11 protein-coding genes are annotated in these 12,740 nt (G+C 74.1%); 4 read left to right on the top strand and 7 right to left on the bottom strand.

The features are described from left to right. Window positions 1–77 precede the first annotated feature (77 nt). Both FGD68_RS07290 and FGD68_RS07285 read left to right on the top strand, forming a co-directional pair. Entirely contained in the window at window positions 78–1,253 is a 1,176-nt protein-coding gene (locus FGD68_RS07290) for an MFS transporter (protein WP_237609969.1), read from the top strand. 53 nt (window positions 1,254–1,306) lie between these two features. Continuing rightward, complete coding sequence (locus FGD68_RS07285) at window positions 1,307–3,793, top strand: beta-glucosidase H (protein ID WP_237609968.1); 2,487 nt, start codon at window positions 1,307–1,309, stop codon at window positions 3,791–3,793. 53 nt (window positions 3,794–3,846) lie between these two features. On the opposite strand, the gene FGD68_RS07280 is transcribed toward FGD68_RS07285, so the two are convergent. Next, complete coding sequence (locus FGD68_RS07280) at window positions 3,847–4,842, bottom strand: stage II sporulation protein M (protein ID WP_119373628.1); 996 nt, start codon at window positions 4,840–4,842, stop codon at window positions 3,847–3,849. A 16-nt stretch (window positions 4,843–4,858) separates the two neighbouring features. Here FGD68_RS07280 and FGD68_RS07275 point away from each other — a divergent pair, with 16 nt between their 5' ends. Beyond that, complete coding sequence (locus FGD68_RS07275; RefSeq protein ID WP_237609967.1) at window positions 4,859–5,728, top strand: RDD family protein; 870 nt, start codon at window positions 4,859–4,861, stop codon at window positions 5,726–5,728. A 115-nt stretch (window positions 5,729–5,843) separates the two neighbouring features. On the opposite strand, the gene ahcY is transcribed toward FGD68_RS07275, so the two are convergent. The 6 genes from ahcY to FGD68_RS07245 form a co-directional block, all read right to left on the bottom strand. Continuing rightward, on the bottom strand, window positions 5,844–7,328 hold the full coding sequence (gene ahcY / locus FGD68_RS07270) for an adenosylhomocysteinase (RefSeq protein WP_237609966.1): 1,485 nt from the start codon (window positions 7,326–7,328) through the stop codon (window positions 5,844–5,846). A 62-nt stretch (window positions 7,329–7,390) separates the two neighbouring features. After that, window positions 7,391–9,853, bottom strand: coding sequence for a heavy metal translocating P-type ATPase (locus tag FGD68_RS07265; RefSeq protein ID WP_237609965.1), 2,463 nt, complete (start codon window positions 9,851–9,853; stop codon window positions 7,391–7,393). 1 nt (window position 9,854) lies between these two features. Beyond that, window positions 9,855–10,070 (bottom strand): heavy-metal-associated domain-containing protein, encoded by a 216-nt coding sequence (locus FGD68_RS07260; RefSeq protein WP_104236349.1) that lies wholly within the window; start codon window positions 10,068–10,070, stop codon window positions 9,855–9,857. A gap of 43 nt (window positions 10,071–10,113) precedes the next feature. Continuing rightward, window positions 10,114–10,395, bottom strand: coding sequence for a metal-sensitive transcriptional regulator (locus FGD68_RS07255; protein WP_015489737.1), 282 nt, complete (start codon window positions 10,393–10,395; stop codon window positions 10,114–10,116). Between the two features lie 141 nt (window positions 10,396–10,536). Continuing rightward, window positions 10,537–11,964 (bottom strand): phosphomannomutase/phosphoglucomutase, encoded by a 1,428-nt coding sequence (locus FGD68_RS07250; protein ID WP_119373616.1) that lies wholly within the window; start codon window positions 11,962–11,964, stop codon window positions 10,537–10,539. Between the two features lie 2 nt (window positions 11,965–11,966). Continuing rightward, window positions 11,967–12,182 (bottom strand): DUF3499 family protein, encoded by a 216-nt coding sequence (locus tag FGD68_RS07245; protein ID WP_012037719.1) that lies wholly within the window; start codon window positions 12,180–12,182, stop codon window positions 11,967–11,969. A gap of 45 nt (window positions 12,183–12,227) precedes the next feature. Here FGD68_RS07245 and FGD68_RS07240 point away from each other — a divergent pair, with 45 nt between their 5' ends. Beyond that, a complete protein-coding gene (locus FGD68_RS07240; protein WP_104236351.1) occupies window positions 12,228–12,671 on the top strand; it encodes a metallopeptidase family protein in 444 nt (147 codons plus the stop codon). Window positions 12,672–12,740: the final 69 nt, after the last annotated feature.

Genomic DNA, 12,740 nt, shown 5'->3' with positions numbered 1-12,740 from the left:
CCGAGGGCGCGTCGAGCGCCCCCAGCGGACGGCCGGACGGTGCACGCCCACCCGGATCCCGCCGCGCCGAGATCGGGATGCCCATCGCGCTCCTCGGCCTCTTCGTGGCCCTGCTGCCGCCCATCATCGTGTCGCTCGCCCTCAAGGTCGCCGAGGTCGCGCCGGACGACACGGCCGGCACCCTCAGCCTCGTGCTCGGCCTCGGCGCGCTCGTCGCCCTCGTCGTGAACCCGCTCGCCGGCCGCCTCTCCGACCGCACGCCCGGCAGCTTCGGCATGCGCCGCCCGTGGATCATCGGCGGCGTCGTCCTCGGGTACGGCGCGCTCATCCTCCTCACGCAGGCGACCACCATGCTCGCGCTCGTGGGCGCCTGGATGCTCGTGCAGGGCTGCTTCAACGCCGCCATCGCCGCGCTCATCGCCGTCATGGCCGACTCCGCCCGCCCGCGCAACCGCGGCCGGGTCGCGGCGGCCATCGGCGTCGCGCAGAACGGATCGCTCGTGGTCGGCACCTTCATCGTGCAGCTGTTCACGACCACGACGCAGCAGGTGCTCGTGCCCGGCGCGGTCGGCGTGGCCGTGGTCGTCGTCTTCGCGCTGGTCTTCCGCGACCGCGTGCTCACCGAGCGCCCGACCTCCCGCCTCAGCGTGCGGGAGCTCCTCGGCTCGTTCGTGTTCGACCCGCGCCGCAACCCCGACTTCGGCTGGGCCTGGCTCATGCGCTTCCTGCTCACGGCCAGCGCCGTGACGGCCACGAACTACCTCGCCTTCTACCTCATCGACGACCTCGGGGTCGCGCAGGCCGACGTCGCCAACGCCGTCTTCGTCGCGACGCTCTTCAACGTGATCGGCGTCGTGTCCACCACGTTCGTGGCCGGCTGGCTGAGCGACCGGCTCGGCCGCCGCAAGGTCTTCGTGGCCGCTGCCGCGCTCGTCGCGGTGATCGGCCTCGTGATCCTCGCCCTCGCGCCCAGCCTCGCCGTCGTCTACGTCGCGCAGCTCGTCATCGGCGCGGGCATCGGCTCGTTCTACGCGGTCGACCTCGCGCTCATCACCGACGTGCTGCCGAGCGACGCCGACAACGGCAAGGACCTCGGTGTCGTCAACATCGCGCAGGCGCTGCCGCAGTCGCTCGTGCCGACCGCCGCGAGCGCCGTGGTGGGGATCGCCGGCTACCCCGGCCTCTTCCTCGCGGGCGCCGCCGCCGGCCTCCTCGGCGCGGTCGCCGCGTTCCGCGTGAAGGGCGTCCGATGACCGCGCAGCACGAGCAGGATCGACCAGACGCCGACGTCACCCGAGGAGCACCCATGGACCCGCACGAGAAGACCCCACACGACACCACCCCGCTCGACCCCGCAACCGCCCGTCTCGAGGAGCTCGCCGCGCGCCTCACCCTCGAGCAGAAGGTGCAGCTGATCACGGGCCGCGACTTCTGGACCACGTGGCCCATGGAGGGCATCGGCCTCCGCCGCATGCTCGTCTCCGACGGTCCCAGCGGAGTGCGCGGCGAGGTCTGGGACGAGCGCTCCCCCTCGCTCAACCTGCCGTCCGCGTCCGCGCTGTCGTCCAGCTGGGACACCGGGATCGCCGCCCGCTACGGCCGCGCATGCGCCGTCGAGGCGCGCCGCAAGGGCGTCGACGTCGTGCTCGGCCCGACCATCAACCTGCACCGCTCCCCCTACGGCGGGCGGCACTTCGAGGCCTTCAGCGAGGATCCGCTGCTCACCGCCGACCTGGCCGCCGCCTACGTGCGGGGCGTGCAGGAGAACGGCGTCGGCGCGACCCCCAAGCACTACGTCGCCAACGAGTACGAGACCGACCGCTTCACCGCCGACAGCGTGGTGTCCGAGCGGGCGCTGCGCGAGCTGTACCTCGCCGCGTTCGAGAAGGCCGTCGTCGAGTCACGCGCGTGGCTCGTGATGAGCTCGTACAACTCGATCAACGGCACGACCTCGACCGAGAACGACCTGCTCGAGACGCCGCTCAACTCGGAGTGGGGCTTCGACGGCGTGGTCGTCAGCGACTGGACGGGCGTCCGCAGCGTCGACGCCGCGAGCGCCTCGCAGGACCTCGAGATGCCGGGCCCCGTCGGCGCGTGGGGCGACCCGCTCCTCGACGCGGTGCGCGACGGCCGCGTGCTCGAGTCCGACATCGACCGCAAGGTGGTGCGCCTGCTGCGCCTCGCCGCCCGCGTCGGCGCGCTCGAGGGCTTCGACGCCGTCGTGCCCGCTCCCGTCGAGGTCGAGGACGGCGTCGCGTTCGCGCGCACGGCCGCCGCGGCGGGAACGGTGCTCGTGCGCAACGAGGACGCCGCGCTGCCGCTCGACGCGTCCGCGCTCCGCTCCGTCGCGGTCATCGGCCACAACGCCGTCGAGGCGCGCACGCAGGGCGGCGGCAGCGCGACCGTCATCCCGGAGCACGTGGTCACGCCGCTCGACGGGATCCGCGCCGCCCTCGGCGACGGCGTCGACGTACGCTACGCGCGCGGCGCGGTCGTGCAGAAGGGGATCCAGGAGCTGCCGCTCGCGGAGATCCGGAACCCCCGCACGGGCGAGCCCGGCGCCCTCGTGCGCTTCCTCGACGCCGACGGCCAGGAGATGTTCACGGAGGACCGCCGGGCGACGACGCTCATGTACTTCGGCGGCGACGCGCCCACCGGCACGGCGGCCGTCATCGAGATCACGACCCGCTGGACGCCGGCGGCGACGGGCGAGGTGCTGTTCGGCTTCAGCGCGACCGGCCGCGGCCGCGTCCACGCAGACGGGGAGCTCCTCCGCGAGGACGGCGCCGCGCCCGTGGGCATGGACCTCGGCGCGAGCCTCATGTCGCCGCCCTCGATCTCCGCGCCGCTGGAGGCGACCGCCGGTCAGCCGGTGGATCTGAAGGTCGAGTTCGAGCTGACCAGCGCGCCCGGCGGCCTCGCGGGCATCCTCGGGATCACGGTGGGCCTCGAGGCAGACGAGTCCGAGCCCGAGCGCCTCCTCGACGAGGCCGTGGAGGCCGCGACCGGCGCGGACGTCGCGATCGTCGTCGTCGGCACCAACGCGCAGGTCGAGTCCGAGGGCTTCGACCGCGACTCGCTCGCGCTCCCCGGCCGCCAGGACGAGCTGGTGCGCCGCGTCGCCGCCGCCAACCCGCGCACGATCGTGGTCGTCAACTCCGGATCCCCCGTGCTCCTCCCTTGGCGCGATGACGTCCGGGCGGTGCTCCTCGCGTGGTTCGGCGGCCAGGAGTTCGGCGGCGCCCTCGCGGACGTGCTGTTCGGCGACGTCGAGCCGGGCGGCCGCCTCCCCACCACGTGGCCCGCCACCGAGGAGGACATCCCCGTCCGCTCCGTCACGCCGGTCGACGGGAAGGTGGTCTACGACGAGGGGATCCACGTCGGCTACCGCGCCTGGCTCCGCTCGGGCGCGACCCCGGCCTACGCGTTCGGGCACGGCCTCGGCTACACGACGCACGAGGTCGACGACCTGCGCGTCGCCGAGGACGGAGCGGGCGGGATCACCGCGACCGTCCGCGTGACCAACACGGGCGACCGCGCCGGCAAGCAGGTCGTGCAGGCCTACCTGTCGCGCGGCGGATCCGCGGTCGACCGGGCGGTGCGCTGGCTCGCGGGCTTCGCATCCGTCGAGCTCGCCGCGGGCGCGTCCGCCGAGGTCGAGGTCGCGGTCGGCGCGCGGACCTTCGCGCACTGGGACGGCGGCTGGCGGCGCGAGCCCGGCGCCTTCCGTCTGCACGTCGGCACCTCGGTGACGGCGACGCCGCTGGAGGCCGAGGTGGATCCCGCGGCCTGACCCGCGGCCCGACGCACGACCGCGAGGCGGGCGGTCGACGGATCCGGACGGGCTCAGCCCGCGACGATCCGCCGGCCGCCCGCCTCGAACTCGTCGAGGTCGCCCGTCGCGCCCTGGCGCACCGCCCGGCCGCCGACGACCACCATGTAGAAGAGGAACGCCCCCAGCGCGGCGGCCCCGATCGCGATCTTGAGCGGCACGGGCCACGGCTGCGGCGTCACGAAGCCCTCGATGATCCCGCTCACCAGCAGCACGAGCACGAGCCCCATGGCCACCGTGATGAGCGCGCGCCCGTCCTCGGCGAGCGCCTGGCCGCGCGTGCGGGCGCCGGGCGCGATCCAGGCCCACGAGATGCGGAGGCCGGCGGCGGCCGCCACGAAGATCGCCGTCAGCTCCAGCAGCCCGTGCGGGAGGATGTACGAGAAGAACGTGCCGCCCTCGCCGTAGGAGAACATCACGGCGGTCGTCGTGCCGAGGCCCTGCGCGTTCTGCAGGATCACGTACGGCACCCACAGGCCCGTGATCCCGAAGGCGACGCACTGCGCGGCGATCCACGCGTTGTTCGTCCAGACCTGGCCGGTGAACGAGGCCGCCGGGTTCTCGCTGTAGTAGTCGACGAAGTCGTCCTCGACGTACTTCCGGAGGTCGGCGTCGCTGCCGAGGCTCGCGATCATCGAGGGGTCGCGGAGGATCCACGTGGCGTAGAGCGCGACGATGGCGACCGTGACGAGCGCCACGGCGAGCGTCAGCCAGCGGATCCGGTACAGGGCCGCCGGCAGGTCGACGGCGAAGAACGAGGGGATGCGCGACGCGACGTTCGTGCTCTGCCCGGTGAAGCGCATGCGGGCCCGCGAGAGCGCCACAGAGAGCCGATCGCCCTGCGCGGTGGATCCGGCCGCCGCCTGGATCGCGGACAGCTCGGCCGCGCCCGCCTGGTACCGGTCGACGAGCTCGTCGGCGTCGGGTCCGGCGAGCCGGCGCCGGCCCGCGAGGCGGGCGAGCCGGTCCCAGTCGTCCCGGTGGGCGGCGGTGTAGGCGTCGAGGTCCATCTGCTTGACTATATGCATGGCGGCAGCCGACGCACACGACCCGATGCTCTCGGACGGTCCCGACGCGCTCGTGGTCGGCGAGGCCGTCGCCCTCGACGTCCGTCCCGCGGGCTTCGTGCTGCGGGCCGCGGGCGCCGCCATCGACGTCATCGCGTCCCTGGTCGTGGGCCTCCTGCTCGTGCTCCTCATCGGCCGGCTCGCCGGCGCGGGCCTCCTCGACGCCGCCTCGAGCGCGGCGTGCGCCATCGCCGCCGTCGTCCTCGCGATCGTCGTCCTGCCCGTCGTGGTCGAGGTCGCGTCGCGCGGCCGGTCGCTCGGGCGCTGGGCCGTCGGAGCGCGCATCGTGCGGGCGGACGGCGGCGGCATCGGCCTCCGCCACGCGGTCGCCCGGGCGCTCGTCGGGATCCTCGAGATCTACCTCACGCTCGGCGGGCTCGCCGCGCTCGTGGGCCTCCTCAGCCCGTGCGCCCAGCGCCTCGGCGACCTCGTGGCCGGCACCCGCTCGCAGCACGAGCGCGTGCCCGCGTATCCCGCTCCCCTGCCGCCCGTGCCGCCGCACCTCGTCGCATGGGCGTCCGAGGCGGACGTCGGCCGCCTGCCGGACGCGCTCGGCCGTCGCCTCGCCCGCTTCCTCACGCAGCGGGAGGCCATGACGCCGGCGTCCCGCGCGCGCCTCGCGGCGGAGCTCGCGAACGAGGCCGCGGTGCACGTCTCGCCGCTGCCCGCGACGGATCCCGAGTCCTTCGTCACGGCCGTCGGCGCGGTCCGGCGCGAGCGCGAGCACCGCGCCCTGATGCTCGAGCGGGACCGCATGGCGTCGCTCGAGCCGATCCTCGCGGGGTTGCCGCACGGGTTCCCGGCGCGCGGCGGATCCACGCCCGCCTGAGCCGCGCGCCGCTCCCCGCGCCGCCCGCGCGCCGCGCGCCCTGCCGCGCCCGCTCCACGCGACGACGCCGCCCGCCCCGAGGAGGGGACGGACGGCGTCGGCGCGACGGCGCGGATCAGTACCGGTAGTGGTCCACCTTGTACGGCCCCTCGACCGGCACGCCGATGTAGGCGGCCTGCTCGGGGCGGAGCTCCGTGAGCTCCACGCCGAGCGCGTCGAGGTGCAGGCGCGCCACCTTCTCGTCGAGGTGCTTCGGCAGCACGTACACGCCGATCGGGTACTGCTCGTTGCGCACCCACAGCTCGATCTGCGCGAGCACCTGGTTGGTGAACGAGTTGCTCATCACGAAGGACGGGTGGCCGGTGGCGTTGCCCAGGTTCATCAGGCGGCCCTCGGAGAGCACGAGCACGCTGCGGCCGGACGGCAGCCGCCACTCGTGCACCTGCGGCTTGATCTCGACCTTCTCCACGCCAGGGAGGCGCTCGAGGCCGGCCATGTCGATCTCGTTGTCGAAGTGGCCGACGTTGGCGATGACGGCCTGGTGCTTCATGCGCTGGATGTCGTCCACGCGCACGACGTCGACGTTGCCCGTGCCGGTGACCAGGATGTCGACGGTCTCGATGACCGAGGAGAGCTTCGCGACCTGGTACCCGTCCATCGCGGCCTGGAGCGCGCAGATCGGGTCGACCTCGGAGACGATGACGCGCGCGCCCTGTCCGCGCAGCGCCTCGGCCGCGCCCTTGCCCACGTCGCCGTAGCCGACGACGAACGCCACCTTGCCGCCGATGAGCACGTCGGTGGCGCGATTGAGGCCGTCGGGCAGCGAGTGGCGGATGCCGTACTTGTTGTCGAACTTGCTCTTGGTGACCGAGTCGTTGACGTTGATCGCCGGGAACAGCAGCTCGCCGTCGCGGGCCAGCTCGTACAGGCGGTGGACGCCCGTGGTGGTCTCCTCGGTGACGCCCTGGATGTCGGCGGCACGGCGGGTCCAGCGGTCCGAGGACGCGGCGAGGCTGCGGCGGAGCGTGTCGAGGATCACGCGGTACTCGTGGCTCGCGTCCTCGGGCGTCTCGGGCACGACGCCGGCGAGCTCGTACTCGCGGCCCTTGTGCACCAGGAGGGAGGCGTCGCCGCCGTCGTCGAGGATCATGTTCGGGCCCGTCCAGTCGGCGCCCGCGGCCTGGGCCTCGCCCGACCAGTCGAAGATCTGCTCGGTGCACCACCAGTACTCCTCGAGCGTCTCGCCCTTCCAGGCGAAGACGGGCACGCCAGCGGGCGCGTCCGGGGTGCCCGCGCCGACCGCGACGGCGGCCGCGGCCTCGTCCTGCGTGGAGAAGATGTTGCAGCTCGCCCAGCGCACCTGCGCGCCGAGGGCGGTGAGGGTCTCGATGAGCACGGCCGTCTGCACGGTCATGTGGATGCTTCCGGCGATGCGCGCGCCCGCGAGCGGCTGCGACGCGCCGAACTCCTCGCGGAGGGCCATGAGGCCGGGCATCTCGTTCTCGGCGAGGCGGATCTGGTGGCGGCCGGACTCCGCGAGGGAGAGGTCGGCGACGCGGAAGGGCAGGGCGGTGGACGTGGCTTCCGGGAGCAGGGTCATGCCCCCAGTCTCGCATCCGACGCGTGACGCCCGGCCGTGGATGACGACCGGGCGCGAGCCCGCTACCGGAAGGAGCGCAGGCGCAGGCTGTTCGTGACGACGAACACCGACGAGAGCGCCATCGCCAGGCCCGCGACCAGCGGGTTGAGGAGGCCGGCCATCGCGACCGGGATCGCGGCCGCGTTGTACGCGAAGGCCCAGAACAGGTTGCCGCGGATCGTGCCGAGCGTGCGCCGCGCGAGCCGGACGGCGTCGGCCACGAGCACGAGGTCGCCGCGGACGATCGTGATGTCGCCCGCCTCGATGGCCGCGTCGGTGCCCGTGCCCATCGCGATCCCGAGGTCGGCCTGCGCGAGGGCGGCGGCGTCGTTCACGCCGTCGCCGACCATCGCGACGACGCGCCCCTCGCCCTGCAGGCGGCGCACCGCGTCGAGCTTGCCCTCGGGGAGGACGCCCGCGATCACCTCGTCGATGCCGACCTCGGCGGCGACGCGGTGCGCGGCGCCCGCGGTGTCGCCGGTCAGGAGCACGGGACCGAGGCCCAGCGCGCGCATGCGGCGGACGGCCTCGGCGCTCGTGGGCTTGACGGTGTCGGCGACGGCGAGGATCCCGCGGACGGCACCGTCCCACGCGACCGCGACGACGGTGGATCCTTCCGTCTCGGCCTCGCGCAGCGCCTCGGCGAGCGACGCGTCTGGCTCGGCGGCCCACTGCTCGGCGAGCCACGCAGGCCGCCCGACGGCGACCGCGCGGCCGTCGACCACGCCGTGGACGCCGAGGCCCGCGGTGGCGGCGAAGCCCTCGATGACGGGCAGGGATCCCGAGCCCGCCGCCTCGACGACGGCCCGCGCGACCGGGTGCTCGGACCGCGCCTCGAGGGCGGCGGCCACGCGCAGGAGCTCGTCGGCGTCGACGTCCGCCGCGGGCACGGCTCGCACGAGCGACATGACGCCCGTGGTGACGGTGCCGGTCTTGTCGAGCAGCACGGTGTCGATGCGCCGGGTCGACTCCAGGACCTCGGGGCCGGTGATGAGGATCCCGAGCTGGGCGCCGCGCCCCGTGCCCACGAGGAGCGCGGTCGGCGTCGCGAGGCCGAGGGCGCACGGGCACGCGATGATCAGGGTCGCCACAGCCGCGGTGAACGCGGCCTCGGGCGGGAACCCGAGCAGCAGCCAGCCCACGAGCGTGCCTACGGCGAGCACGAGCACGACCGGCACGAAGACGGCGGATACGCGGTCGGCGAGGCGCTGGATCCGGGCCTTGCCGGTCTGCGCCTCCTCCACGAGCGCGGCCATGCGGGCGAGCCGGGTCTCCTCCCCCACGCGCGTGGCGCGCACGACGAGGCGGCCGCCGGCGTTGAGGGTCGCGCCTGTCACGTCGTCGCCGGGCCCGACCTCCACGGGCAGCGACTCGCCCGTGAGGAGCGAGCGGTCGACCGCGCTGGACCCGTCGACGACCACGCCGTCGGTCGCGATGCGCTCGCCCGGCCGCACGACGAACTCCTCGCCCACGCGCAGCTCGCGGATGGGGATCCGCCGCTCGACGCCGTCGCGCACGACGGCGACGTCCTTCGCGGCGAGGTCGAGCAGAGCGGCGAGGGCGGCGCCGGACGCGCGGGCGGCCCGCGCCTCCAGGTAGCGCCCGCCGAGGATGAACACCGTGACGGCCGCGGCGACCTCGAGGTACACGTCGCCGGATCCGCCGCCCGGCTCCGAGACGAGGCTCATGGTCATGCGCATGCCGGGCTCGCCCGCGTCGCCGAGGAAGAGCGCGTAGAGCGACCAGAGGAACGCGGCAGCGACGCCGATGCTGACGAGCGTGTCCATGCCGACTCCGCCGTGGCGCGCGCTGACGACGGCGGACCGGTGGAAGGGCCACGCGCCCCAGACCGCGACCGGCGCGGCGAGCGCGAGCGACAGCCACTGCCAGTCCCGGAACTGCAGCGCGGGGATCATCGCCATGAGGAACACGGGGACGGTGAGCGCCGCGGAGACCACGAGTCGCTGCCGGAGCGCGAGCTCGTCGGCGTCGGGGCGGCGGGTGGCGACGGCGGCGTGGGCGGGTGGGTCCGTCGGGGCGGGCGCGTCCGTCGGAGCGGGCGCGGGTGCGGATGCGGGATCCGCAGCGGCGGCGGGCGCGTCCGGACGGATGCGAGGAGCCGCGACGGGCGCGCGCTCCGCGGAGGCGGATGCGGATGGCACGGCAGCGGATCCGGACACGCCGTCCGCCGCCGCGCTCCCCCACCCGTCTCGCTCGGACGCCCGGTACCCCGTGCGCTCGATGGTGCGGATGGCGTCCTCGACGCTCGTCCCCGCGGGCAGCTGCACGCGCGCGCGGTGAGTGGCGTAGTTGACGGCGGCCTCGACCCCGGGCATCCGGCCGAGCTTGCGCTCGATGCGCATCGCGCACGACGCGCACGTCATGCCCTGCACGTCGAGGTCGACGCGCGTCAGCACGACGCCGTCCTCGGCCGTGGCGGCGACGGGATCCCCGGCGGGCGCGGATCCGGATGCGGGGTCGCTCATGTCAGAGCCCCGCGACGTACCCGGCCTCGGCGACCGCGGCGCGCACGGCCTGGGGGTCGAGCGGCGCATCGCTCTCCACGGTGACGGTGGATGCGCCGCCCGCGACGAGGTCGACGGCGACGGACGCGACGCCCGGCAGCTCGCCGACCTCCTCGGTGACGCTCGCGACGCAGTGCGCGCAGGTCATGCCGGTGACGGGGAAGGTCGTGGTGGTCATGGGGTCTCCTTCGGGTCGTTCGATGTCGACGGGCGTCGGCGGATCAGGACCGGACGAGCCGCGCGATGGCCGCGGAGGCCTCGCGCACCTTGTCGTCCGCGACCTGGCCGCCCTCGCGCGCGGCCTCCGCGAGGCAGTGGGCGAGGTGGTCGTCGAGCAGCTTGAGCGCGACCGTCTCCATGGCGCGCGTCACGGCGGACACCTGCGTGAGCACGTCGATGCAGTACGTGTCGGACTCGACCATGCGCTCGATGCCGCGCACCTGGCCCTCCGCGCGCCGCAGCCGCTTGAGGATGTCGTCCTTGCCCTCGCTGTACCCGACCATGGTGGCCACCTCCCGTTCCGTCCATGGTACCCCCAAGGGGTATCGCTGCATACCCCCTGGGGGTGTGCATCGAGCGGGCGGACACGACGACGCCGCACCCCTCGGGAGGGACGCGGCGTCGTGGTGGTGCGGGAGACGGGATCAGGCCCGGCGGATCAGCCCCAGGAGCTCGTCGCGGAGGGCGGCCATCTTCGCCTCGGTCGACGCCTCGACGTTCAGGCGCAGGAGCGGCTCGGTGTTCGAGGGGCGGACGCTGAACCACCAGAAGGATCCGTCGTCGCCGACCGGGCCGTCGACCGTGAGGCCGTCGAGCTCGTCGAACTCGCCGCGGCCGCGGAAGGCCTCGACGATGCGCTCGTAGGCGGCGGGCACGTCGTCGACCGTGCTGTTGATCTCGCCCGACAGCGCGTACGGCGTGTAGCGCGCGGAGAGGTCGGACATGAGGCCGTCGGTCTGGCCGAACTCCGCGAGCAGGTGCATCGCGGCGAGCATGCCGTTGTCGGCGCCCCAGAAGTCGCGGAAGTAGTAGTGCGCGGAGTGCTCGCCGCCGAAGACGGCGCCGGTGGCGGCCATCTGGTCCTTGATGAGCGAGTGGCCGACGCGCGTGCGGACCGCCGTGGCGCCCGCCGCCTCGATGGTCTCGGGCACGATGCGCGAGGTGATGAGGTTGTGCAGCACCGTGACGGCCTCATCCGGCGACTGCGCCTTCACGCGCGAGATCTCGCGGAGCGCGACGATGGCGGCGACGGCGCTGGGCGTGACCGCCTGGCCCTTCTCGTCCACGACGAAGCAGCGGTCCGCGTCGCCGTCGAAGGCGAGCCCGAGGTCGGCGCCGTGCTCGACGACCGCCTTCTGCAGGTCGACGAGGTTCGCCGGCTCGAGCGGGTTCGCCTCGTGGTTGGGGAAGGTGCCGTCGAGCTCGAAGTACAGCGGGATGATCTCGATGGGCAGCTCGGGCAGGCCGGCCGCGGTGCCGAGCACGGCCGGGACGGTCATGCCGCCCATGCCGTTGCCCGCGTCGACGACGACGCGCAGGGGGCGGATGCCGGAGAGGTCGACCAGCTGGCGCAGGTAGCCCGCGTAGTCGGCGAGCACGTCGCGCTCCCGCACCTGGCCCGCGGGCTCCACCGCGGCGATGCCGTCGGCCAGGAAGCCGATGGCGCGGTCGCGGATGGCGCCGAGGCCCGTGTCGAGGCTGATGCCCTGGGCGCCCGCGCGGGAGAACTTGAGGCCGTTGTAGGTGGCCGGGTTGTGGCTCGCGGTGAACATGACCGCGGGGGCGTCGAGGGATCCCGACGCGAAGTAGGTCTCGTCCGTGGAGCAGAGCCCGATGAGGAGGACGTTCCCGCCGCGGGCCGTCGCGCCCCGGGCGAACGCCTGCGCGAAGGACGGAGAGGAGTCGCGCATGTCGTGGCCGACGACGATCTCGCCACCGGCCGCGCCGAGCTCGTCCACGAAGCCCGCGCCGAGGGCCGTGACCAGCTCCTCGGTGAGCTGGCTCCCGACAAGACCTCGCACGTCGTAGGTCTTCACGATGGCGGTCAGCGTCTCAGCGGGAGTCGTCGTCATGCTCAGGAACCTACCTCACCGAGCACCCCGTGCCGGACGATCTGCCAGCCCTGCGGGGCCGAGAGACGGGCCGCGTGGCGGTCGCAGAGATCGTAGCTGTGCGGCTCGGAGTCGTGGCTGAGGGGACCGAGGACGGCCATGGAGTCCGCGTAGACGTAGGTGAGGGTGGTCGTGGCGCCGCCGGTGCAGCCGACGCGGGAGCAGGGCCTGTTCGTCATGTCGGGCCCACACTACCGCCGACCCCGGGGCCGTACGATGGGGCCATGCCACGATCGCGCCGCCGGGGAGGCCACGTCTCCATCCGGGGCTCCTGGCGGGATCGGCACGGCCGCGGCCTCCGCTCCCCCGTCACCGGTCCGGAGCTGCCGGTGCTCCGCACGCGCGCCGACGTCTTCGACCAGACCATCGCGTCCGCCGCCGAGTACCTCCGCGGCCTCTGGCCCGATGAGCTCGACCGCGTCTCGTTCGAGGTCGCCGCGCTGCCCGCCCGCAACAGCGAGCGGGACGGCATCGACCGCTGGAGCGTGCTCGCCGACGAGCGCCGCGTCATCTTCTACCGGCTCCCCATCGAGCGCCTCGCGCACCTGCACGAGGAGGACGAGTACCACCAGCGGGCGCTCGTCGAGGGCTGCGTGTACCGCGCGGTGGCAGAGCTGCTCGGCAAGGACCCGTGGGACCTCGCCCCCGACAGGTACGACCCGCACTGACGCCGGATCCCGAACGGGCGTGAGGCGTCCGCCCGTGCGCGCATGCCGCGGCGACGGCGGCCCGGACGC

It is taken from the genome of Clavibacter californiensis, assembly GCF_021952865.1.
Taxonomy (GTDB): Bacteria; Actinomycetota; Actinomycetes; order Actinomycetales; family Microbacteriaceae; genus Clavibacter; species Clavibacter californiensis.
This window is presented reverse-complemented; position numbering and strand designations above follow the sequence as displayed.